Origin of the sequence: Sandaracinomonas limnophila (assembly GCF_004005965.1) — a bacterium.
Classification (GTDB): domain Bacteria; phylum Bacteroidota; class Bacteroidia; order Cytophagales; family Spirosomataceae; genus Sandaracinomonas; species Sandaracinomonas limnophila.
Genome location: NZ_SACY01000001.1, coordinates 743648 through 767247, shown reverse-complemented (window position 1 = coordinate 767247; position 23600 = coordinate 743648). Strand labels below are relative to the sequence as shown.

Annotated in this window: 23 protein-coding genes; 12 read left to right on the top strand and 11 right to left on the bottom strand. The window is 35.3% G+C overall.

Going from position 1 to position 23600, the window contains the following annotated elements; all coding sequences use genetic code 11:
• The first annotated feature begins 28 nt into the window (after positions 1-28).
• The 6 genes from EOJ36_RS03390 to EOJ36_RS03365 all read left to right on the top strand — a co-directional run bounded on the left by EOJ36_RS03390 (position 29) and on the right by EOJ36_RS03365 (position 5619).
• The gene (locus EOJ36_RS03390) at positions 29-835 is read left to right on the top strand and encodes a UDP-2,3-diacylglucosamine diphosphatase (protein WP_127802605.1); all 807 of its coding nucleotides are present in this window, start codon (positions 29-31) and stop codon (positions 833-835) included.
• On the top strand, positions 798-2315 hold the full coding sequence (locus EOJ36_RS03385; protein ID WP_127802604.1) for a glycoside hydrolase family 32 protein: 1518 nt from the start codon (positions 798-800) through the stop codon (positions 2313-2315). Before EOJ36_RS03390 ends, EOJ36_RS03385 begins: the two co-directional genes overlap by 38 nt.
• Positions 2312-2854, top strand: coding sequence for a TrmH family RNA methyltransferase (locus tag EOJ36_RS03380; RefSeq protein WP_127802603.1), 543 nt, complete (start codon positions 2312-2314; stop codon positions 2852-2854). The genes EOJ36_RS03385 and EOJ36_RS03380 overlap by 4 nt, the downstream gene beginning before the upstream one ends.
• Before the next feature lie 93 nt (positions 2855-2947).
• Positions 2948-3286 carry a hypothetical protein gene (locus EOJ36_RS03375; RefSeq protein WP_127802602.1) on the top strand — a complete coding sequence of 113 codons (339 nt, stop codon included), beginning with the start codon at positions 2948-2950 and terminating at the stop codon, positions 3284-3286.
• Between the two features lie 112 nt (positions 3287-3398).
• Entirely contained in the window at positions 3399-4289 is an 891-nt protein-coding gene (locus tag EOJ36_RS03370; protein WP_127802601.1) for an ABC transporter ATP-binding protein, read from the top strand.
• A gap of 4 nt (positions 4290-4293) precedes the next feature.
• On the top strand, positions 4294-5619 hold the full coding sequence (locus EOJ36_RS03365; RefSeq protein ID WP_127802600.1) for an ABC transporter permease: 1326 nt from the start codon (positions 4294-4296) through the stop codon (positions 5617-5619).
• On the opposite strand, the gene EOJ36_RS03360 is transcribed toward EOJ36_RS03365, so the two are convergent.
• Complete coding sequence (locus EOJ36_RS03360; RefSeq protein ID WP_127802599.1) at positions 5616-5966, bottom strand: Spx/MgsR family RNA polymerase-binding regulatory protein; 351 nt, start codon at positions 5964-5966, stop codon at positions 5616-5618. The genes EOJ36_RS03365 and EOJ36_RS03360 overlap by 4 nt on opposite strands.
• Before the next feature lie 78 nt (positions 5967-6044).
• On the opposite strand from EOJ36_RS03360, the gene fumC reads away from it, so the two are divergent.
• Entirely contained in the window at positions 6045-7448 is a 1404-nt protein-coding gene (gene fumC / locus EOJ36_RS03355) for a class II fumarate hydratase (protein WP_127802598.1), read from the top strand.
• Between the two features lie 76 nt (positions 7449-7524).
• Here the strand turns inward: fumC and EOJ36_RS03350 are convergent, their stop codons facing one another.
• The 4 genes from EOJ36_RS03350 to EOJ36_RS03335 form a co-directional block, all read right to left on the bottom strand.
• A complete protein-coding gene (locus EOJ36_RS03350) occupies positions 7525-7860 on the bottom strand; it encodes a hypothetical protein (RefSeq protein WP_127802597.1) in 336 nt (111 codons plus the stop codon).
• Between the two features lie 20 nt (positions 7861-7880).
• Positions 7881-8237, bottom strand: a complete 357-nt coding sequence (locus tag EOJ36_RS03345) for an ArsR/SmtB family transcription factor (RefSeq protein ID WP_127802596.1) — start codon at positions 8235-8237, stop codon at positions 7881-7883.
• Positions 8238-8671: 434 nt separating this feature from the next.
• On the bottom strand, positions 8672-11107 hold the full coding sequence (locus EOJ36_RS03340) for a bifunctional UDP-N-acetylmuramoyl-tripeptide:D-alanyl-D-alanine ligase/alanine racemase (RefSeq protein WP_127802595.1): 2436 nt from the start codon (positions 11105-11107) through the stop codon (positions 8672-8674).
• 240 nt (positions 11108-11347) lie between these two features.
• The gene (locus EOJ36_RS03335; RefSeq protein WP_127802594.1) at positions 11348-12535 is read right to left on the bottom strand and encodes a phosphoglycerate kinase; all 1188 of its coding nucleotides are present in this window, start codon (positions 12533-12535) and stop codon (positions 11348-11350) included.
• 130 nt (positions 12536-12665) lie between these two features.
• On the opposite strand from EOJ36_RS03335, the gene EOJ36_RS03330 reads away from it, so the two are divergent.
• Entirely contained in the window at positions 12666-14345 is a 1680-nt protein-coding gene (locus EOJ36_RS03330) for a VRR-NUC domain-containing protein (RefSeq protein ID WP_127802593.1), read from the top strand.
• A gap of 83 nt (positions 14346-14428) precedes the next feature.
• Positions 14429-14761: an HPF/RaiA family ribosome-associated protein gene (locus EOJ36_RS03325; RefSeq protein ID WP_127802592.1), complete on the top strand. Its 333-nt coding sequence runs from the start codon at positions 14429-14431 to the stop codon at positions 14759-14761.
• 33 nt (positions 14762-14794) lie between these two features.
• Here the strand turns inward: EOJ36_RS03325 and metK are convergent, their stop codons facing one another.
• Genes metK through ytxJ form a run of 5 tightly spaced genes read right to left on the bottom strand, consistent with a single transcriptional unit; the run spans position 14795 to position 19305 of the window.
• Positions 14795-16051 (bottom strand): methionine adenosyltransferase, encoded by a 1257-nt coding sequence (metK, locus tag EOJ36_RS03320; protein ID WP_127802591.1) that lies wholly within the window; start codon positions 16049-16051, stop codon positions 14795-14797.
• Positions 16052-16081: 30 nt separating this feature from the next.
• Positions 16082-17263 (bottom strand): lycopene cyclase family protein, encoded by a 1182-nt coding sequence (locus tag EOJ36_RS03315; protein ID WP_127802590.1) that lies wholly within the window; start codon positions 17261-17263, stop codon positions 16082-16084.
• Between the two features lie 2 nt (positions 17264-17265).
• Complete coding sequence (lipA, locus tag EOJ36_RS03310) at positions 17266-18135, bottom strand: lipoyl synthase (RefSeq protein WP_127802589.1); 870 nt, start codon at positions 18133-18135, stop codon at positions 17266-17268.
• A gap of 4 nt (positions 18136-18139) precedes the next feature.
• On the bottom strand, positions 18140-18970 hold the full coding sequence (locus tag EOJ36_RS03305; RefSeq protein ID WP_127802588.1) for a hypothetical protein: 831 nt from the start codon (positions 18968-18970) through the stop codon (positions 18140-18142).
• Positions 18967-19305, bottom strand: a complete 339-nt coding sequence (gene ytxJ, locus EOJ36_RS03300) for a bacillithiol system redox-active protein YtxJ (protein ID WP_127802587.1) — start codon at positions 19303-19305, stop codon at positions 18967-18969. The genes EOJ36_RS03305 and ytxJ overlap by 4 nt, the downstream gene beginning before the upstream one ends.
• Positions 19306-19366: 61 nt before the next feature.
• Between ytxJ and EOJ36_RS03295 the strand changes: the two genes are divergently transcribed.
• Genes EOJ36_RS03295 through EOJ36_RS03285 form a run of 3 tightly spaced genes read left to right on the top strand, consistent with a single transcriptional unit; the run spans position 19367 to position 22453 of the window.
• Entirely contained in the window at positions 19367-20623 is a 1257-nt protein-coding gene (locus EOJ36_RS03295; protein ID WP_127802586.1) for a 3-deoxy-D-manno-octulosonic acid transferase, read from the top strand.
• A complete protein-coding gene (gene rsgA, locus EOJ36_RS03290) occupies positions 20608-21534 on the top strand; it encodes a ribosome small subunit-dependent GTPase A (RefSeq protein ID WP_127802585.1) in 927 nt (308 codons plus the stop codon). The genes EOJ36_RS03295 and rsgA overlap by 16 nt, the downstream gene beginning before the upstream one ends.
• A 1-nt stretch (position 21535) precedes the next feature.
• Positions 21536-22453 (top strand): ROK family protein, encoded by a 918-nt coding sequence (locus EOJ36_RS03285; protein ID WP_127802652.1) that lies wholly within the window; start codon positions 21536-21538, stop codon positions 22451-22453.
• Between the two features lie 29 nt (positions 22454-22482).
• Here the strand turns inward: EOJ36_RS03285 and EOJ36_RS03280 are convergent, their stop codons facing one another.
• Positions 22483-23589, bottom strand: a complete 1107-nt coding sequence (locus EOJ36_RS03280; protein WP_127802584.1) for an acyltransferase family protein — start codon at positions 23587-23589, stop codon at positions 22483-22485.
• Positions 23590-23600: the final 11 nt, after the last annotated feature.

Below are 23600 nucleotides of genomic sequence, written 5' to 3'. Positions count from 1 at the left end.
TTGGGTGGATTTTCCACCCTTTTTTTTGATGATTAAGCTTCAAATTCCCAATAACAAAAAGGTTTATTTTGCTTCAGATTTTCATCTGGGCTTTCCAGATCCGGCTTCAAGTTTAGATCGTGAAAGGCATTTGAATAAATGGTTGGAGAAAATTGAATCTGATGCATCGCATTTGTTTTTGATGGGAGATATTTTTGATTTTTGGTTTGAATATGGCAAGGTAATACCAGCTGGATTTACCCGATTTTTGGGAAAATTGGCTCAGATTTCTGATGCCGGTATTCAATTACATATCTTCATTGGAAATCATGATTTGTGGATGTGGGATTTTTTTGAAAAGGAAATGAATGCCATAATCTATCGCGAACCTTGTCATTTAAAACTTCTATTTCCCAATTCAGAAAAAAATTTATGGATAGGCCATGGAGATGGTTTGGGTCCTGGGGATGCTGGATATAAATTATTGAAAAAAGTTTTTACCAATCCGCTGGCACAATTTCTGTTTAAATGGTTACATCCAAATTTAGGTATGGCTTTGGCGCATTTTTGGTCTGAAACTCGAAAGAAAAAGGCTCTTTCAAAAGGAGAGGATCCTTTTGACGAAAAAACCGAATTCATTGTCAATTACATAAAGGAAATTAAACCAATTTTAGATCAGAAAAATTTAGGAATTGATACCTATGTGTTTGGACACAGACACCTACCTATTCAGTTTCCCATTGATTCAACGACAACTTATTACAACTTAGGCGATTGGTTTAATCCCAAGTATAAAAACGCATATTATCTTTCAATTGATGAAAATACTATCCAGTTTAAACACTTTCAAGCTTAGTATTTTAGGCTTAATTCTTTTGTTTTCAAATCTTGTGGACGCCCAGCATCCTACAGAGCAATGGAGACCTAAAGTTCATTTTTCCCCTCAAAAAAATTGGACAAATGACCCCAATGGCATGATTTATTTCAAAGGGTATTATCATTTGTTTTTTCAGCACAATCCAAAGGGAAATGAATGGGGGAATATGAGCTGGGGACACGCTCGTTCTAAAGATTTATTGCATTGGGAGGAATTGCCTGTTGCCATTCCTAATGGAAAAGAATATATTTTCTCGGGTTGTGTGGTTTGGGATAAATACCATGCTTCTGGACTTGGTAATCCTCAAAAAGATTTATTGATAGCCATTTATACGGCAGATTATCCCTATACTAGAGAGGAACAGCACCTGGCTTTTTCTAATGATGATGGTCTTACGTGGACTAAATATGAAGGTAATCCGGTATTAAATATCAATTACAAAGATTTTCGGGATCCTAACATCTTTTGGCACGAAGAAAGTAAGCAATTTATCATGGCGGTTGCTAAACCTTTTGAATACAAGATTAGTTTTTATGGTAGTAAAAACCTTATCAAATGGGAATTATTAAGCGAGTTTGGTAAGCAAGGTGATGTAGGAATGATTTGGGAGTGTCCTTCTTTGCAATATCTACCAATTGAAGGCTCCACTCAAAAAAAATGGGTGTTGTTTGTAAGTTCTCAAGGTCCATATAAAGATTATGTAGGGATGCAATATTTTATTGGTGATTTTGATGGAAAGAAATTTACGAATGAAAACGATGAAGACACTAAATTGTATGTCGATTTTGGGAAAGATTTTTACGCTGCAGTTCCCTTTTCAAATGCGCCTAAAAACCAAAATGTTTGGTTAGGATGGATGCTTTCTTGGAAGTATGCAAAAGAACAACCTACTTTTCCATGGAAAGGGCAAATGTCTTTAGCGCGTAAATTGTCTTTGGTCGAAAGTAATCAGGGCTTGCGATTGCAACAAAAATTTGTTCCAGATTTTGACCGAATGGCACCAAGTTTTGAGGCTTCTAATTTTGTAGTAAAAGATTCCAAGTTTAAACAAATTAGCGGTATGAAGTTTTTAAAAGACAAAACCTATGCCGTTGATGTTAAAATTTCAGGGTCAAAATCTCATTTTTCGGGCCTACTAATTAAAGGGAAAGCAAATGAGCAAGAGTGGATAAAAATAGGTTTTGATGAGAAAACGATGAAATGGAAAATTGACCGTTCTCATTCCGGAAAAATAATTTCAGATTTTTTTGATGGTCTACAAGTCGCTCCAGCAGTTGACGGTATGCCTAAGAATTTCAAAGTGGTCATTGATCGTTCAACAGTAGAACTTTTAGCACAAAACGGTACAGTGGCTATTTCTGCCTTACGATTTCCCCTAGATATTGAAGAAAATGTGTATTTGATTTCCGAAGGTGGAAACACGCAAATCCAACAAATTAAAATTTGGGAACTTAAATGATTCATAAAAAATTAGCATTAGAGGAGTTAAATAGATTAAGTGCAGAAGAGTATCAAAATGCGCCTAAACAAAAAGCCATCTTAGTTTTGGATGATATTCGAAGTATGAACAATGTCGGTTCTGCTTTTCGAACAGCCGATTCCTTTGCTTGTCAGGAAATTTGTTTAGTAGGTATTACTGCCCAGCCACCACATCGTGAAATTCATAAAACGGCCTTGGGAGCAGAGGAAACAGTACAATGGAGGTATTTTTCTACTCAAAAAGAGTGTATAGAATATTTGAATGGATTAGGTGCTAAAATTGCCATTATAGAACAAGTGGAAGATTCCATGATGTTACAAGATTTTAAGGTAAATTCTGAGGAATTATATGCCTTTGTGTTTGGCAATGAAGTGTTTGGAGTTACTGAAGAGTTTATTGAAAATGCTGATTATTTTCTGGAAATACCTCAATTTGGGACCAAGCATTCCTTAAATGTCTCCGTTACTATGGGGATAGTTGTTTGGGATTATTTTTTGAAATTGAATCGTCAATATTAAATTTTTCAGGTCTGGCTAAAATTTAACACAGTTTATTCTTGTTATTCTTAAAAAATAAATATGTTTACATTTCAGTTTTAAATAACCAAAAATATGAGTCAAGCAGTTGATATAGCCCTAGGCCAATTATTGCCATCTTTTGCAGGATTGAACGAGAAAAATGCAAAAAAAATTGTTAAATCTTCAAAGAAATCTTTGAGCAAATTGTTTAAGGAATTTAATGATTTAGTGAAAAAGCAAGAAAAGGAATTGGCTAAAGAAGCTGCTAAAAAAGCTAAAAAAGAAGGGAAAATTGCTGAGAAAATTGCAAAATCTATTTCTAAAGAGGCTAAGGAAAAGAAAAAAGACGAAATGGTACAATTGGTAGTCGATGGAAATAAACCTGCAATTGTAGCCAAACTAGTTTCAAAAGCTCCAGCAAAAAAGAAATAATTAGGTTAAATTATCATATCAAGGACAGCTCAGCTGTCCTTTTTTTTTGCCGTTCAACATTTAGAATTGATTTTCGTAATTTTTTTGTGTTGTTTGCGAAAAAAATAGAACCATGATATTAAAAATTAAGGATGTTTCTAAAAGTTACGCTAACCACACTGCTTTAAAAAACATTAATCTCGAAATTCCTCAGGGAAAAATATTTGGATTATTAGGTCCAAATGGTGCAGGAAAAACCTCTCTCATTCGCATTATTAATCAAATTACAGGGCCTGATATAGGGACAATTCTATTTGATGGAGTTGAATTAAATCCTTCCCATATTGAACAAATTGGTTACTTGCCTGAAGAGCGAGGCCTGTATAAAAAAATGAAGGTAGGGGAGCAATTACTTTACTTGGCTCAATTGAAGGGAATGAGTAAATCCCATGCCACAGAACAATTAAAAAAATGGTTTATCAAGTTCGATATCAAAGATTGGTGGGAAAAGCCAGTCGATGATTTATCAAAAGGCATGCAACAAAAGATTCAATTCATTAGTACCATTGTGCATGAACCCAAATTGTTGATTTTAGATGAACCTTTTTCCGGATTTGACCCAATTAATGCCAATTTATTAAAGGATGAAATTTTGACCTTAAAAGAAAAGGGGACAAGTATCATATTTTCAACTCATCGTATGGAATCTGTTGAAGAGTTATGTGATGAAATTGCCTTGATAAATAAGTCGGAAGTTGTTTTGTCTGGGAATAAAAATGAAATTCGAAATCAATTTAAACAACACAAATATAAACTTGAATACAAAGGGGAATTGAAAAGCGGATCAAGCTTTGAATTGTTGTCTAATTTCAATGGAATCGCATCTATACGTATGAATCAAGGTGTTTCATCGAATCAAGTGCTTCAAGAATTGATTGGAAAAGTTGAAGTTTTGGCTTTTGCCGAAATCATTCCAAGTTTCAATGATATCTTTATTGAAGTAGTTTCTAACCCTAAAAATTAAGCAAATGAACAAGATTTTACTCATTATTCAACGTGAATATTTAACTCGAATTCAGAAAAAATCATTTTGGATTTCTTCCATTTTAACTCCTTTGATTTTTACTGCTATATATGCCATTCCCATTTGGTTAGCCACTCGCGACAAGGAGGTGAAGAAAATTGAGGTGGTAGACCAAAGTGGCTTATTTAATCAAGAGAATTTGAAAGATAGGGAACTTGAATTTGTCTTTGTCAATAAGTCGCAAAATCAAATTCAAAAAGCTGGTATTCCAGAAGATGTTTCCGCAATTATGTGGATATCTAAGGATATTTTGCAAAATAATACAGGCCTTCAGTTTTATTCTCAAAAGCCTATGAGCCTAATTTTACAAGAAAATTTGGAGGATTTAGTACAAAGTAAGGTTCGACAAGAATTGCTCAGTAAGGCAGGTATCAATAAGACTATTTATGAAAATACCCAAGTTAAAATAAAAAGTAAATCTGTCGTAATTTCTGAGGAAGGAGCCGAAAAAGATTCTAGTTCTGGAGGAATCATGATACTTTCAGGTATTTTAGGTTTTATTCTGTATCTGACTGTATTGATCTATGGTTCCCAAGTTATGAATGGAGTGATTGAAGAGAAAAGTAGTCGAATTATCGAAGTACTAATTTCATCTGTAAAGCCTTTTCAATTAATGATGGGTAAGATTTTGGGACTTGGATTGGTCGGAATTACTCAGTTTTTATTGTGGGCAGTTTTGACTTTTTCATTTTCTCAAATAGCTACTCAGATAAATGGTACAAACCCGAAAACTCAGGCAGTAATTCAAAGTATGCCAAAAGAAAAGCAACAAATTGTTCAAAATGAAATGGCTAATTCAGATTCATTGGACGTAATGAAGGTGGTGGATAATGTGCTGAATAACACCAATATTCCATTGGTTTTGTTTTCCTTTTTATTTTATTATCTCTTTGGATATTTGTTGTATAGCTCCATTTTTGCTGCCATTGGTTCGGCTGTTGAATCACCTGCAGAGGCGCAGCAATTTACAATGGTTGTTACTATTCCTATTATCATTTCCTTCTTTTTAGCACAAATTACCCTGCAAGAGCCAGATAGTACTTTGGCTTTTTGGGCTAGTATTTTCCCTTTAACAAGTCCCGTGAATATGATTGTTCGTATTCCTTTTGGTGTTCCTGTTTGGGAATTAATTCTTTCGATGGCCTTATTAATTATAGGGTTTTTAGGTATTTCTTGGATTTCCGCTCGTATTTACCGCGTAGGTATATTAATGTACGGTAAAAAAGCCTCCTGGAAAGAATTACGCAAATGGATGTTTTATAAAATTTAGATAGTTAGCCAACTATCTAAATTTACTGAATCAAACCCAGCCATAAATTGCCCATTTTGTTCTAAAATTGGTCTTTTTATGGCTGATGTTTTTGTAAGTAAAAATGTTTTTAAGGTATTTAAATCATTCAAAGATTGCTTAGTCGCATCGTCTAACTGTTTGTAGGTTAAACCTTGTTTATTTAGGACAACTTCGGTTCCTAATACCTTAATAAATGTATCTAATTGCTCCTTTGCAAGACCTAATTTTTTATAATCGTGGAATTCAAAAGGTATCCCTTTTTCCTTTAAATAATCGAAGGTTTTCTTCATTGTGTTGCAGTTGGCAATTCCGTAAATTTTAAGCATTATTTTTTTGGTTTTATGGGTAAAATAGGGATTTTGAATGTAATTTTGTGTTTTACAAAATTATAGAAAAAATAATTCATGGAATATAGAATAGAAAAAGATACAATGGGAAAGGTGCAGGTGCCTGCTCATGTGTATTGGGGAGCACAGACTCAGCGTTCAATTGAAAATTTTCCAATTGCACAGGATATCAATAAAATGCCAAAGGAGATTATTAAGGCCTTTGCTTATTTGAAAAAAGCAGCTGCAATTACCAATTTTGAGGCAGGTGTTTTAGAGGAAAGTAAGAAGAATTTAATTGCTCAGGTTTGTGATGAAATTTTAGAAGGACAATGGGCAGATCAATTCCCATTAGTGGTTTGGCAAACAGGTTCAGGAACACAGTCGAATATGAACTGTAATGAGGTGATTGCCTACCGTGCTCACGTTATTAACGGCGGGAATTTATTAGATGAAACAAAATTTGTTCATCCGAATGACGATGTAAATAAGTCGCAATCGTCTAATGATACCTTTCCAACAGCAATGCACATTGCTGCATATAAGATTTTGATGGAAACTACTATTCCAGGAATTACGAAATTACGTGATACCCTGGCTGCGAAGGCAAAAGCCTTTAAAGATGTTGTTAAGATTGGTAGAACGCACTTTATGGATGCTACGCCATTGACTTTAGGACTAGAGTTTTCGGGCTATGTTTCGCAATTAAATCATGGTTTAAAGGCAATAAACAACACATTAGAGCATTTATCAGAACTAGCATTGGGTGGAACTGCCGTTGGAACTGGAATCAATACACCCAAAGGGTATTCTGAGAATGTTGCAAAGCATATTGCCGCTTTGACAGGTTTGCCTTTCCGTACAGCTGAAAATAAATTTGAGGCATTAGCAGCCCATGATGCGATTGTTGAGGCACATGGTGCTTTAAAAACGGTTGCGGTTAGTTTAATGAAGATTGGAAATGATATTCGCATGCTTTCTTCTGGACCTCGTTCAGGTATTGGTGAGATTTTTATTCCAGATAATGAACCTGGTTCATCCATTATGCCAGGTAAAGTTAATCCAACCCAGTGTGAGGCAATGACCATGGTTGCTGCTCAAGTGATGGGAAATGATGTAGCTATTAATATTGGTGGATCAAACGGTCATTTTGAATTGAATGTTTTCAAACCAGTTATGATTTATAATTTCTTGCATTCAGCTCGATTGATAGGGGATGTTTGTGTGGCATTTAATGATAAATGTGCTGTTGGTATTGAGCCTTTGTATGAAAACATTACCAAGCACGTAAATAACTCATTAATGTTGGTTACGGCATTGAATACGAAGATTGGTTATTACAAAGCTGCTGAAATTGCTCAAACTGCACATAAGAACGGATCTACCTTAAAAGAAACAGCCATCGCATTAGGCTATTTAACAGCTGAAGAATTTGATCAGTGGGTACGTCCTGAGAATATGGTAGGCGAAATTAACTTATAAGAAGTACAGAATAATCGATTCTCGTCGATTGTCAAGCAAAAGGGCTCAAATCTTAGATTTAAGCCCTTTTTTTGATCTAAATGAGCTCTCGTAGCTCTAATGTGTAATAAGTACTAGGAAATGGGAAGGAATGTGCAATTTTTTGAGCATCTTCCCAAGAATGTAAGATGAGCGTAACTATTTGAGAAATTTCTCCGCCATCTATAATTTTCAGTAAAGTGTTTTCAATTGTTCCGCTTTGACTAAGCACCTGTTGAGGGGCACCTAATTTTTGAAAAAGCATATCTTGGTAGGTTTGTTTTAGTCCCTTGAGCCACTCCCTAATTTTTTCTAATTCCTGCTCATTGGCAAGAATTTCTTCTGTAGAAATTCCTTTAACAGGCCCTCGAATAATGAAAACAAATCGTTGCATAAAATTGTATTTTTCTAATATCAGAACTCGCTCTGAAATTTATCAAAAGTATTTTCTTTTTTGGGAGGTCGGGGAGAAGTAGCTCTTTCTGTACGTTCTTGCTTGACTTTAATTTTAACTGGAACAAAAGCTTCTAGCCATTCCTCTAACTCCTTAAATGTCTCCTTGTTTAAGCTGTAATAAATAAACACCCCCTCCCTGCGGGTATTCACTAATCCTGCTTCCTTCAACACGCTTAAGTGTCGAGAAATGGTAGGGGCAGCATACTCAAATTGCTCAAATAGGGCAGTGGCGGGTAATTCGCCCACTGTCAGAAGATCTAGAATTTTCTTTCTAGATTCATCCCCAATTGCCTTTGTTATTTGTTCAATCGACATAGCTAATTATCTATTTAGCTAAGATAGGGAAAATTAATTATAAATTATAAATTATGAGTTATGAGTTATGAATTATAGGTTATGGGTTATAGGTGAAGTCTTTGATGATTAAATCATATTTCAAATTATTAATTACTTTTTTGGCTAAATATAAATATGTTAAATTAGTATTTTTGCTAAATATAAAAAATTATTAATTAGTTAAAATGGTAAATAATAATTTTGGTATAAAAAAAGTCTGAATTTCTTTTCAGACTTATAGTAATTTATCGGGGATCTAATTATTCATTCTTCAACATGCTCTGGAACCATAACACATAACTCAAAATTTTTCAGCAACCACTAGGGTTGTATTTTTTTTAATGACAACCACAAGGGTTGCCACTAATTTTTCACTTTTCACTTTCAACTTTCAACTCTCCACTTTTCACTTTTCACTCCCTCACATACACCCTCTTCACCCGATCACTAATTCCTGTCATCAATTCATAGGGGATTGTTTCAGCTTGTTTTGCTAAATCATAAATTTGTACTTTTCCGCCAAAGGCAATGGCCTCATCACCTTCTTTTACTTTGGGTAAATGAGTAATATCGACCATACACATGTCCATACAAATAGACCCTACAGTTGGGCACAAAATACCATTAATTTCAAAGTGTCCAATACCCATTCCGAGTTTTCTCGAGTACCCATCTGCATAGCCTAGGGCTAAGGTTGCTATTCTTCCCGCTCCTTCTAATTTTCCTCTTCTACCATAGCCTATCGTTTCCTCCTCTTTGATGTTTTTTATCTGTGATATGTATGTTTTTAGTTTCAAAACTGGTTCTAAAATCTTTTTTTCTTCCTCTTTGTAACTAATACCATATAAACTAATACCTAAACGGACCATATCAAAGCGCGCATTTGGGTAATTCTGTATTGCAGCAGAGTTGGCAATGTGCATCAAGGGTTGATAACCAATTGCTTGAGCTATTAAATTACCTGCTTTTTGGAATAAATTGATTTGTTTTTCGGTGAAATCTCGATGTTTTTCACTTTCTGAACCTACTAAATGACTTAAAATACTTACCACCCATATTTGTGGCATTTGTTGTAATTCGTAACATAAATCTTCGAATTGATCTTCGTCAAAGCCTAATCGCTTCATTCCCGTATCAATTTTTATATGGACTTTTATGTTTTTTCCTGTACTTGTACTATACTCATCAATAGCTCGTAAAAGTCCAAAATTGTAGATTTCTGGTTCTAAACCATATTCGGTTAGCACATCAAAGTCGTTTACCTGTGGATTCATCACCATAATGGGTGTGTAAATGCCATTTTTTCTTAGTTCTACGCCTTCATCTGTGTACGCAACTGTTAAGTAATCAATTCCTTGATTTTGAAGTATTCCTGCTATTTCTACAGAGCCAGTGCCGTATGCAAAAGCTTTGACCATTCCCATCAATTTGGTTTCTTGTCCAATGCTTTCTTTGTAATACCTTAAATTATGTTGTAATGCATTTAAATTTATCTCAAGTTGCGTACAATGAGTCTTTTTTTCTAAAAGATTGCTTAATTTTTCAAAACTGTATTTTCTTGCTCCTTTAATTAAAATGGCTGAATCATGTAATTGATTCAAAATGCCATTGGAAATGAGTTCTTGGGTTGTTTGAAATACTTTAATCGATTTAAATAGTTTTTGAAATTTGTATAGTTTTTCACCTACGCCTATTATTTGATCTATCGTAGTATTTGAAAGCTGTTGAGCAATGGTTGCATATAATATCTCATCCTTTAGCCCTGATTCAAGTAAGTCAGAAAAAATAATAACTTTTTTCTTTTTATGCGTATTTTGAAGTAGGGGTAAAGCTAATTTGAAACCATCTAAATCGTTATTATACGAATCATCAATTAATTGATTATTTCGAAGTCCTTCTTTGAGCTCTAGGCGCATTGAAATGGATTTGATTAATCGGAATTGTTGTTGGATTTGTTGTTGATTTAATCCTAAATAATGTGCCAAAATTGCACAATGGCAGCAGTTTTCAATGGATGCTTCATCTATAAATGGAATACTCAGTTCAAGAAAGACCTCGGTTTGAGTGGCTTTTTTGAAGCGCAAATGACAAAGATTTTTTTCTAATTTTCTATGGACATAAATTCCATTTTGCGGATCTTCTGTATTCCAACTAATTAATTCTAATTCGGGATTTTTATCTTTGAAAAAGTCTTTAATTTGGTTTTTAAGGCCATTTTTATCTCGGAAGATTAATTTTTTTGAATTGGTAAACAACAATAATTTTTCCTGAAGTTTTTCTTTTTCAGACTTGAAATTTTGGCCATGCGCTTCACCAATATTGCTTAAAATTCCCCATTCCGGATGTAAAATTTCTTCCAAATGTGCCATTTCACCAGGTTTTGAAATACCTGCCTCAAAAATCCCAATGTTGTGTTCTGGTTTAATATTCCAAACAGATAAGGGAACTCCAATTTGCGAATTAAAGCTTTTGGGATTTTTAATTACCGAATAATTTACGGCTAAAATTTGCCCTAACCACTCTTTAATTGTGGTTTTTCCATTAGATCCAGTAATTCCTACAATTGGTATGTGAAAACGATCTCTATGATTTTTGGCAATTTGTTGTAGGGCTTGAATACTATTTTCTACTACATAAATTGAAACCCCTTGCCATTTTTCTGCCTTTTTGATCAGATTTGAATTCCATGAATCCTCCTCAACCACAAACTCACGAACTCCTCTTTTGTATAATTGTTCAATAAACTGATGTCCATCGTGATGTATCCCCTTAATTGCAAAAAATGCCGTTTGTGCCGGGTCATTTATTTGTCGGGAATCTAAGCTTATGAAGCGGGAGAGGAGATGCATTTACTAATTGTTAATTGTTAATTGTTAATTGTTAATTGTTAATTGTTTTTGAAGAATTTCAATTAACAATTATGGTATTCAATTTACCTAATTTAATAGTAAATAAAAAAAGTGGAGCATAAATACCCCACTTTCACAATTATTTTTTATAAACCATTAACCATTAACAATTAATAATTAACAATTAACCATTAACCATTAACAATTAATAATTAACAATTAACCATTAACCATTAACAATTATTCCAAAGCTGCTACCCCTGGCAATACTTTACCTTCCATGTATTCCAATAAAGCACCACCGCCAGTTGAAACATAGGAAACACGGTCGCCATAACCAGCATTGTTCACTGCAGAAGCTGAGTCGCCACCACCAATTAAGCTAAATGCGCCATTTTCTTCCGTTGCTTTAACTACAGCATCTGCAATAGCGTTGGTTCCAATCGCGAAATTAGGGAATTCAAAAACACCCATTGGACCATTCCAAAGGATTGTTTTTGACTCAGCAACTACTTTTTGGAATAATTCTACTGATTTTGGACCGATATCTAAACCTTCCCATCCGTCAGGAATTTCACCTGTAGTAACTGTTTGGCGATTTGCATTGTTGTTGAAATCATCTGCGCAAACATTATCAACTGGCATATATAATTTTACACCTTTAGCTTTTGCTTTTTCTAGTAATGATTTTGCTAATTCAACCTTATCGGGCTCGCAAATTGATTTTCCAATTTTACCACCTTCGGCTAGAGTAAAGGTATAAGTCATACCTCCGCCAATGATTAAATTATCTACTTTATCTAATAACTGCTCAATAATTAAAATCTTATCTGAGATTTTAGAACCTCCCATAATAGCTGTAAATGGTCTTTCTGCGTTTTCTAAAATTTTCTTCGCATTGTCAAGTTCAGCTTGCATTACATAACCACTAACTTTTTCGTTGAAGAATTGTCCAACTACTGCCGTAGAGGCGTGTGCACGGTGTGCAGTACCAAATGCGTCATTAACCCAAACATCTCCCAAACGAGCTAATTTCTTAGCAAAATCAACATCACCTTTTTCTTCTTCTTTGTAAAAACGAAGGTTTTCCAATAAAAGAATCTCTCCTGGTTTTAAAGCTTCTGCTAATTCTACTGCATCATCTCCAATACAATCTGTCGCAAATTTTACCTGTACTCCAAAAACAATAGAAAGTGGAGTAACTAAGTGTTTCAATGAATATTTTTCAGTTGGACCATCTTTTGGTCTGCCTAAATGTGACATTAAAATTACTGAACCACCATCTTTTAAGATTTTCTCAATGGTTGGAATAGTAGCTTTAATACGCGTATCATCTGTAATTTCGAAACGATCGTTTAATGGAACATTGAAATCTACACGAACTAAGGCTTTTTTGCCAGAAAAATTGTAATTAGAAACCGATTGCATAGTATTTTTGTTGCGTTTGGATTATTTAATGTTAACAAATATAAATTAATTTCAGTAATTATTAAAATAATCTAATTTTAGTATCGATTTAAACGATTGCATATTGAAATAATGCAAATTTTTACAAATAATGGATAAAATTGAGCCGAATGAATTGCCAAAATTTTATTATTGGAATTATTTTGGTTTCATATTAAACTTTATTAAAAAGCATTATGTCAATTTATTGAATGAAGATGAGCTTCATTTTTTATCAATTTACGAAGGTCTTCCTTTTACTGCACAATGCTTGCTGATTCGTTTAGGCTCTCGGAAACCGAATTGGTTTCAGCAAAATAAATTACACTATTCCGAAATTGAAAATTTAAGTCAAGCATTTGAGGATTTAAAGACCTTGAATCTAATTCAATATATAAAGGATGTAAATGCTATTGATTTACAACAATTATTTCAAGAATTGACAAAGGAGGAATTGTTTCTTATCTGTAAAGATTTTCCACAAGATTTAGGAGTTAAAAAATCTTATTCCAAAGAGGCTTTTTTACAAATTTTGCTTGAAATTGAATCTGATATCATCAAAAAAATACTTGAAAAACTGTTTCCTGATCTTTTCAGGTTGAATTACAGAGTTTATTTCGATTTCTTTCAATTCTTGTTTTTCGGTAGCAAGGCCAGAGATTTGACCGAATTTGTAGTAAAAGATTTAGGATTCAGACAATTTTTTGAAATTCAAGAGGAGGATTTAATTCCCTATTTTTCCAATCGACAAGAGGCGATTGAAAAATGGAAAATATCCAATTGGAATGAGGCTTTCCTATTGGCCATTAAACAAAAAGCTAATCCCATTTACTGGATTCAGTCCTGGAATGAAGAAATATTGCCTCTTTTGGAAGAATTGACTGAACTAAGTTATGGCAGTTTTGAGCGCTCTGTAATGGCCTTGGGTCGGAATTTAGAACGTAGTGGATTTTCTGAAGAGGCACTTGAAATTTATCAATGGGGTCTAGGCTCCCAAAGTTTGGAACGTAGAATTCGTATTTTGCAGAAATTGAAAAGAACTCAAGAGGCAATTACCTATGCACGATTGGGATTAGAATTGTTTACTCATCCAAATGATCGACATTTTTATCAGGATTTTCTAGGAAAGTTTTCAGAAGAAAAGGTTATCAAACAAGTAACTCAAAAACTCAAAAAAGCTGAAATTGTCGAAATTGAGCAAGATATTACTCTTTCAGTTGAGGCTCAGGTTGCTAATTATTACATTTCAGAAGGTTTTCAAGCCGCCTTTACAGAAAACAGAATTTGGAAAAACTTGATGGGAATTTTGGCATGGGATATTTTGTTTGATGCGCAAAATCAAACTTTTTCTCATCCATTTCAAATGGCACCTTCTCAGTATCGTTTGGAGAATTTTGGATTGAACTCTTTACACGAATTCCGCAAAAAATTGGATTTATTACAAGATTTAAATCATTTTTGGGATGATTTCAATCAATTAAAAGCCTTGCACGAAGGTACTTTAAACCCTTTGTTAGATTGGCAAGATTTGGACGAGGAGCTTTTGAAAGTATTTTTAACAGGTTTGCCAACAGATGCATTAATTACAATTTTAGAACAAATGTGGTTAAATATTTCAACCCATTCCAAAGGTTTTCCTGATTTGATGGTTTGGAGTGAAACCAATTTGTTTTTTGTAGAGGTAAAGTCGCCCAATGACCATTTGTCGCCCATACAGTTCTTTTGGAATGAACTTTTGAATGAAGTTGGAATTGAATCTAAAATTGTTCGAATAAAATGGATTAAAAACTGATTAAAATTTTGTTAAAATAGTTGACAAGACAAATTTTAATTTATACATTTTCGTAATTATTTCACCATTTAAATTTTAATATTATGAAAGTGCAAGTTCATGCGATCCATTTTAGTGCAGATTCTAAGTTGATTGATGTTATTCAAGCAAAATTGAACAAATTAGACACTTTTTACGACCGAATCACTGGTGGGGATGTTTTTTTAAAATTAGAGCAAGGAGAGGGGAAAGTCAAAGAGAAATTATTAGAAATTAAATTGGCTGTTCCAGGTGCAGTGTTATTTGTAAAAGAAAGAGCAAGATCCTTTGAAGAAGCCTTAGATTTGGCATTGAATGCCTTAGCTGAGCAAATTAAACGATTCAAGGAAAAAGTAATTCAATCAACAAAATCTCGAACGAAATTGATTGAAGAATAAATAAAAAAGGCTGCCAATTGGCAGCCTTTTCTTTTATATCCCAAACGCTGATTTGACAGCATCTACATAATCTAGTTTTTCCCAAGTAAATAATTCAACTTCCTTGGTTACTTTTTGGCCATTTGGACCGTGGAAGGTTTTTGTAACTACTTCGTTCTTTCTTCCCATGTGTCCATAAGCAGCAGTTTCCGCATACATCGGGTTTCTCAATTTCAAACGTTGTTCGATGAAATATGGACGCATGTCGAAAATACTTTCTACTTTGCGAGCAATTTCTCCATCAGATAAGCCAACTTTTGCTGTTCCATACGTATCAATGAACAAACCACATGGTTTAGCCACACCAATTGCATAAGAAACTTGAACCAATACTTGATCGCATAAACCTGCAGCTACCAAATTTTTAGCAATATGACGAGTTGCATAAGCTGCTGAACGGTCAACTTTGGAAGGATCTTTTCCAGAGAAAGCTCCACCACCGTGAGCGCCTTTTCCGCCATAAGTATCCACAATAATTTTTCTTCCAGTTAGACCGGTATCTCCATGTGGACCACCAATTACAAATTTACCAGTAGGATTAATATGATAGGTGATAGCATCATTGAATAAACCTTGTAATTCTGGCTTTAATTTTGCCTTTACACGTGGAATAACGATTTCAACAATGTCTTTGTTGATCTTAGCCAACATATCCGCTTCTGTTCCGAAATCATCATGTTGGGTAGAAACTACGATGGTATCAATTCTTTGAGGCTTGTGGTCATCAGAATATTCAATCGTAACCTGCGACTTTGCATCTGGACGCAAATAACCAATTAAGTTAGGTTCGTTGTTACGAATGTAAGATAATTCTTGTAAGATTTTATGAGCTAAATCTAAAGCCAAAGGCATATAGTTGTCAGTTTCTTTAGTTGCAAAACCAAACATCATTCCTTGGTCACCAGCACCTTGCTCTTCTGGATTTTTTCTTTCTACACCTTGATTGATATCCGCAGATTGTTCGTGAATAGCCGACAAAATTCCACAAGAATTTGCCTCAAACATATATTCAGATTTGGTATAGCCAATTTTACGAATTACCTCACGTGTGATATTTTGAACGTCTAAATAGGAATTCGTTTTTACTTCTCCTGCCAAAATAACCTGTCCGGTTGTCACTAAAGTTTCACAAGCAACTTTTGAACTTGGGTCAAAAGCCATGAAATGGTCAATAAGTGCATCAGAGATTTGATCTGCTACTTTGTCTGGATGTCCTTCTGAAACTGATTCAGAGGTAAATAAATATGCCATATAAGGTGATTTTTTTAAGAAGCTACAAATTTAAGCTTTTTTTAAAACTTTAAAAAGGGAGGATATACCTGCTTTCATGAAAGTTAGTTTAGGAACTGACAGCATAACGCTTAGGTCGTCTGAATTATCGCCATCTCCTTGTAAAAATTTTAAAAGTATCTGAGGATTATTTTTTTCAAACAATTGTAAAAGGATTGGATTAGATTCGATCGTTGGATTTCCCATCACGTCTAAAAAGGTAGCATCCAACCAACGTTTAAAGAAAGGTTTTGAAATAAGTTCGGCCTTGTAATTTTTCGAGGCTAAATTTTTAACCATTTCTTTTAAAATTTGTTGAGTTTGATAGAAACTATATCCAGTTGAAGATTTAACAAATCCACCTGCAGTTCCAATTTTAATCCATTTTTGGTATAAATTTTGCGGAATATTCAATTCAATCATTGGGATAATTCCTTCCTCTTTTTCCAGGATACGGTAATCATCTTCTCCTAAATTAAAATTGGCCAACAAATAATTTTTGATTTTTTCCTCATAATAATCTTTAGGTTTCAATTCACCTGAAAACAGCGTATGTTCAACCAATGCTGTGTGCGAATTGGTTGGTAAAAAATAGATGAACTCTGCATCCATTCCCATACCTACTCTAAAATCAAAAATCTGGGCAACATCTGCTTTGAAAGCAGGAAAATTACTTTCTATCGTCCATCCAACAAAATGTTGTTTTAAATCATCTGGATTTTCATTTTCAAAAGGAAAGGGACTTATGCTATCAAAAACCTTTTGATTTGCCATAAATTTACCCTTGCTTGTATTGACCATTACGCCAAGTCCAGCATAGAAAATGTCTTCAATGTCGGCTTGCAAAAATTGAAAATTAGGGAAATTTTTCAAATGGTTTTTGATAAATTTATACCAATCTTCACTTTTGATTTTTTTGTATTTGTAGGGATCGATTTCAATAACTTGTTGGACTTGATTTAGGCCTTGAACGCCAATTTTCGACCATTCCTTCTCAACTATCTTGGAAAAATCATCTTCATCTTCTTCTGACCAATAACACCAAGTTTTATCATTTGTATTTTTGGCTGAGGAATCAATTATCAGAACGTCCTTTGAACTAAGGGGACTATTAGAAAGGTGATAAGCTAAGCTCAGTCCAGCCAATCCGCCTCCTGCAATGATGTAGTCAAATGAAGTTTTCCCTGTTTTCATTTTTAAATATGTCTTTCTGCATGGTAACTTGAACGAACCAATGCACCTGATTCAACGTAATCAAATCCTCTTTTAAGCCCTTCTTCTTTGTACCATGCAAAAGTATCTGGATGTATCCATTCGATAACCTCATGATGCATTTTAGTCGGTTGTAAGTATTGACCTAATGTCAAAACATCCAAACCATGTTTTGCTAAATCGTCCATAGCTTGCAAAACCTCATCTTTCGTTTCTCCAAGTCCCAACATTAATCCCGTTTTGGTTCTCTTTCCAAAATCTTTCGTACGTTGAATTTGCTCTAAACTTCTTGCGTATTTTGCTTGTGGACGCACGTAACGGTATAGTCGTTCCACTGTTTCCATGTTGTGGGAAACAACTTCCTGTCCGCCTTCTATCATACGTATTAAAGCGTCCCAGTTTCCTTTTGTATCAGGAATAAGCGTTTCAATGGTAGTTTGAAGGTTTTCTTCCTTGACAGCACGAACAGTCTGGTACCAAATCTCTGCACCTTTGTCTTTCAATTCGTCTCTATTAACTGAAGTAATAACTGCATGTTTTACACCCATCAATCGAATGGCCTCAGCCACACGTCTAGGTTCATCCTCGTCATATTCATTGGGTCTACCTGTGGCAACTGCACAAAAAGTGCAAGAACGCGTGCAGGTATTTCCCAAAATCATAAAGGTTGCTGTACCTTCTCCCCAGCATTCGCCCATGTTTGGACAATTGCCTGATTGGCAAATGGTGTGCAATTTATAATCATCCACAATTTTGCGAACCTTTGTGTAGCTTTCTCCAATGGGTAATTTAACGCGCAACCAATCGGGTTTACGAGGAGAACTTGCCGGGTTAATTTGTGGTAATTCAATCATAATACTATTTTTTACCTAAATAAAATGTTAAATATGCGGCGGTGTAGGTATTTCTGCCGGCATTGTCATAAATTAATTCCACGGGTTTGGCATAAATATCCGCTAATACACCAAACTCCAAGGATATATAATTGTTTTTTACAGAATTGAAATCGATTAATAATCCCGATTTAAAATGCCAACCGGGCTGAATTTTACTTTCTGAAAGTCCTTTGAACATGCTTGCTGCCCCAACAGGAATTAATGTTTGTGCGGAACTATTGAAAATATCAATCATTTTTGCAGTTACAATTTTCGAATACCCTGAGGCACTCGAAGTAACATTTACATAGTAGGGACTTAAAAGACCAATGCTGGGTCCGGTAGCTAAAATAGCTTTTAATTGAGGTCCAGAATTTGAGCTTTTTTTCAATAAAGTAAACTCTTTTCCCAATTCAGGCCTTATGGTAAATAAATGGTTGATTTTGCCATCTTGGTAGGAAAAATTATTGATGGGGTCGTAATAACTATATTCTTTATAATCTTCTGTTTTTACTAAATCTAACTCAAAAAAAGTTAGTTTATTTTCATTTTTTCCCCAAGCTTTTTTGAAGTTTAATCCACCAATAATACCTGCATTGGTATGTGTTGTTAATCCAAAGGCCCAATACCCATTGCCTTTTTTGGCTAATGCTGTTGGAGTCGAATTTCTTTTATCGATTGCTCGAGTTGTAGAAGTTTTATTAGTTGTTGAACTGGGCGGTTGTAGGGTGCTGCTAGTATTCGCGGTGCCTCTTCTTTGGGCAAAAACGCCAAAGTTTAGGCAAAAAAGCAAAAAGAATACTAGTTTTTTCATGCGGTTTGTGCCAAAATAGGTTCAATAGTGTCAAATGAAATTTCCCAATGGCTTTCATCAAAAATGGATTTTCCATTGGAAATGATCATCACCTGTGGTGACTGGTGCTCCACTTGAAATGTTTCTGCCAAAGCATTTGAAATATCTCGGTGGGCGATTAAATCTAAATAATAAATATTTTCGTGATCGATATTCCAGGCTCTTTCTAATCGATTTAGGGCTGTAGAAGAAATGGAACAACGCGTTGAATGTTTGAAAATCAAAACAGGTGATAGTTTCGAAAGTTCAATGATTTCATTTATTTGGGAACTATTTGTCAGATTTATCCAATTCATTTTGCGTAATTGAGCAAAGTATTTTTTGTAATTTTAAAATTCAAATCAAATTTACGAAATTTTGGGTGTTTGGCTTTATTCTTTTGGATTGTTTTTATATAAGCAAACGATAAAATTTGCAGCATTGTTCCATGCGAAAGCAAAATTAATGGTTGAAGGGTGGTCTCGCTCACTGGCTCACTCTTCAACCACAAGGGTTGAAGCTTTGGGAAAAATAAACGTCTGGTTTCATGTGGCTTCTTTGGGTGAATTTGAACAGGGTCGACCGATAATTGAGGCATACCGAGCGAAATATCCTACACATCGGATTGTTTTGAGCTTTTTTTCTCCTTCTGGTTATGAGGTACGAAAGAATTACGATAAGGTGGATGAGGTGGTTTATTTGCCTTTGGATTCCAAGAAAAATGCCAAAGCTTTTTTGGATTGGGTTCAGCCCGATTTAGCGATTTTTGTGAAATACGAATATTGGTATTTTTATCTTTCTGAATTGAAAAAACGCAATATTCCTACTTTGTTGGTTTCAGCCATTTTTAGAGAAAATTCCGTATTTTTTGGCATTTTTGGTTCCTTTTTTAGACAAATTCTAAACAATTTCACTCGCTTGTATTTGCAAAACAAGAAATCAGCGGATTTGTTGGCAGCTCATGGAATTTCGCATTTTGAGGTGGTTGGAGATACTCGTTTCGACAGGGTTTTGGATTTATCGCAGCAAATAGAACACTGGGAAATCAAGGAGTTATTTGTTGGGAAGTCGGAATTTGCTGTTGCAGGCTCTGTGTGGGATGTCGATATGCAGGTGTTGATACCGATAATTCAAAAAAATGATTTCAAATGGATTATTGCTCCACATGAAATGCACCCAGAGGAAATGAGTCGCTGGGCCAATGAATTGGGGCAATCTGTTGCCTATTCAAAAGGGTCTACTCAATCGGAAATTGAAAAGGCAAAAGTTCTATTTGTAAATGAATTTGGCCGTTTAGCTTCTTTGTATCAATCCTGTAAATATGCCTATATTGGCGGTAGTTTCGGGGCTGGTTTACACAATACCTTAGAAGCTGCGGTATTTGGTCCACCGATCTTTTTTGGCAATAAAAATTACCAAAAATTTCAGGAAGCAGTGGATTTGATTGAAAAAGGAATTGCTTTTGTTATTTCCTCTACCGAGGAAATGGAAATTTTGGTAAGCGATTTTGAAAAAAATGCGGATAAACGATTAGCAATTGAAAAGGCCTCAACGCAATTTGTAAAGGAAAATGTTGGGGCAACTAAAAAAATTATGACATTTATTAATCAATTGGAGGGATGGAAAAAGGCTTAATCATGCGTTCTACAGGTTCTTGGTACGAGATTCGTTCAGAATCTGGGAAGGTTTTTGATGGCCGACTGAAGGGTAAATTTAAAATGAAGGGACTTCAAACCTCTAACCCTATTGCCGTAGGGGATTGGGTGATGTTTGAAATGGAGGACGAGGGAAATCAGAAGGTAATCATTGATGAAATTTTACCCCGCAAAAATTACATCATTCGCAAATCGGTTCATAATGCCCACCACGGACAATTGATGGCCTGCAACCTTGATCAAGCATTGTTTGTGATGACCTTAAAAATGCCGAAAACCTCTTTGGGATTTTTAGACCGTTTTTTAGTAAGTGCGGAGGCATTTCGAATTCCTGTGACGATCGTTTTCAATAAAATGGATTTATTGAATGAACATGAGCAGGAAGAAGTATTTGAATTAGCAGGATTATACCAAAGTTTAGGGTACGGAATTTTATTGACTTCCGTAGATAAAAATCAGGGATTGGAGGATTTTAAAGAGCTTTTTCAAGGTAAAATTACGCTTTTGGCGGGACATTCTGGAGTAGGTAAATCCAGCTTGATGAACGTAGTTTCACCCGGATTGAACATCAAAACTAACGAAATTTCAGATTTTGCTAAAAAAGGAGTGCATACGACTACCTATGCAACGATGTGGGAGTTAGGAGAAGGAACTTTTTTAATTGATAGTCCCGGCATTAATGAAATGGGTTTATTGGACATTGAAGAGGCAGAATTGAGCCATTATTTCCCTGAAATGCGTGACTTGTTGGGGGAATGCAAGTTTAACAATTGTCGACACATTAAAGAACCAGGCTGCGCCGTTATTCGGTCTATGGAAACAGGAGAAATTGCTGTTTCTCGTTATTTGAGCTATTTAAGTATGATGGAAAACCATGATAACAGAAGATAAAATGGAATTACTTTGGGGAGTAGATTTAGGAGGTACCAAGATTGAATTGGCGGTTTTGGACAAACAAAATCCGAAAAATGTCTTATTTCGTGAGCGTTTGCCCACTGAATCGGCCAAAGGATACGAACATATTTTAGGGCAAATAAAAAAGCTGGTAGATCAGGCTACTGAATTTTTCCAACAAAAACCACAGCGAGTTGGATTTGCAACTCCAGGGGTCTTGAATCCGGCCACTCAAACCATGAAAAACAGTAATACGCAATGTTTGAATGGAAAGGCCTTGGCAAAAGATTTGGAGGAGATTTTAGCTTGTCCTGTGAAATTAGCCAATGATGCCAACTGTTTTGCTTTGGCGGAGGCTTTGCTTGGGGCGGCTCCCCAAGTGAATCCCAAAGCCGAGATTGTATTTGGGATTATTATGGGTACGGGAGTGGGCGGTGGATTAGTAGCGCACAATAAAATTATCAATGGATTACATGGCATTGGAGGCGAGTGGGGACACAATATTTTGGAAGAAGGAGGAGTGGACTGTTACTGCGGGAAGTCGGGCTGTGTGGAGCAAGTAATTTCGGGTCCGGCCTTGCAAGATTATTACCAAAAGATTTCGGGGCAAGAGAAGAACATGAAGGAAATAGTGGAGGCTTATAGAAACAATTCCGACGAATTTGCCATGGCGACCATGGAGCGTTTGTTTGAATATTTTGGTAGGGCCATTTCAACGCTTATTAACGTGATGGATCCCGACGTGATTGTCATTGGAGGCGGAGTAGGCAACATAGACGAGCTATACACCATTGGGTACGACCGCATCAAAAAATATATTTTCAATTCAGGCGAAGTGCTCACACCGATTGTCAAGCCAATACTGGGAGATAGCGCGGGGGTGTTTGGGGCAGCGGTTTTGGGTTATGAGTTATGAGTTATAACCCATAACCCATAACCCATAACTTATAATTTCAAAAACACCTTTCTCTTATAAAACACCCAACAGAAGCTCCAGCAAACTAAAACGAAGGAAATGGCATAGGCCAGGGAGCCGTTGTATTTGCCGAAAAGGGGTTCAAAAACGTGCCAATAGAGCCAGTCGGATGAGTTGATTTCACTATCGCCTGAAGGTAACATGAAATGACCCATTTGAATGGCTAAGACTTCTGAAAAGGCATAGGCTAAGATGGCATTTTTGCCAAAAACAAGAAAGAACTCGTTCCAAAGTGTTTTGCCTTTTACGTCTACAAGGTGATAAATTGTCCCTAAAAGTAGCATATCTAATCCGGCACATAATAACACAAATGAGCTACTCCATATTTTTTTATTGATGGGGAAAACACTGTTCCAGGCTAATGCCAGCATAATTAAAAGTATACCCCAAATCCATAGGTTTAACAAAACGTCTTCTTTTTTGTCTTTCTTTTCGTCTAAAAATAAGGCCACTTGGTAACCAAATAAACAAGTAGATAGGGCAGGTAAGGTGCTCAAAAGTCCTTCTGGATCAAATGGAATACCATTGCCGTGGTACAGGTGGTCGGGACCAAAAAGGAATATGTCTAATTTTCCGATGGCGTTGGTGGCTAATTCATAGGGTACTCCCGGGTCTCCAAACATCCATAGGATGAACCAGTAAACGACCAAAATACCTACATTGATATAGGTTAAATACTTGCTTGGGGTTTTTAAAATTAAGAAGGAAACAAAGCAATAACTGAGCGCAATTCTGGGTAAAACGTTTAAATAACGCAGTTTATGGATATCAAAATTGGTGAATGGAAAATAAAATATGATGTAATTCACCAAGAAAATAAGCAAAGTTCGCTTAATGATTTTATTTCGCAAACTGGGCGTTAATTGAAAATCAAAATTTTTAAAGGCTTGTCGAATAGCTACCCCAACGATGAATAAAAAACTTGGGAAAACTAAATCGGTTGGTGTGAATCCATGCCATTTGGCATGTAAAAGCGGAGCATAAGAGTATTCTCCATTTCCGTTGTTATTCACTAATATCATTCCGAAAATGGTAAGTCCACGGAAGATGTCCAAGGATAAGATTCTATTTTTCATTAAAATAGGAT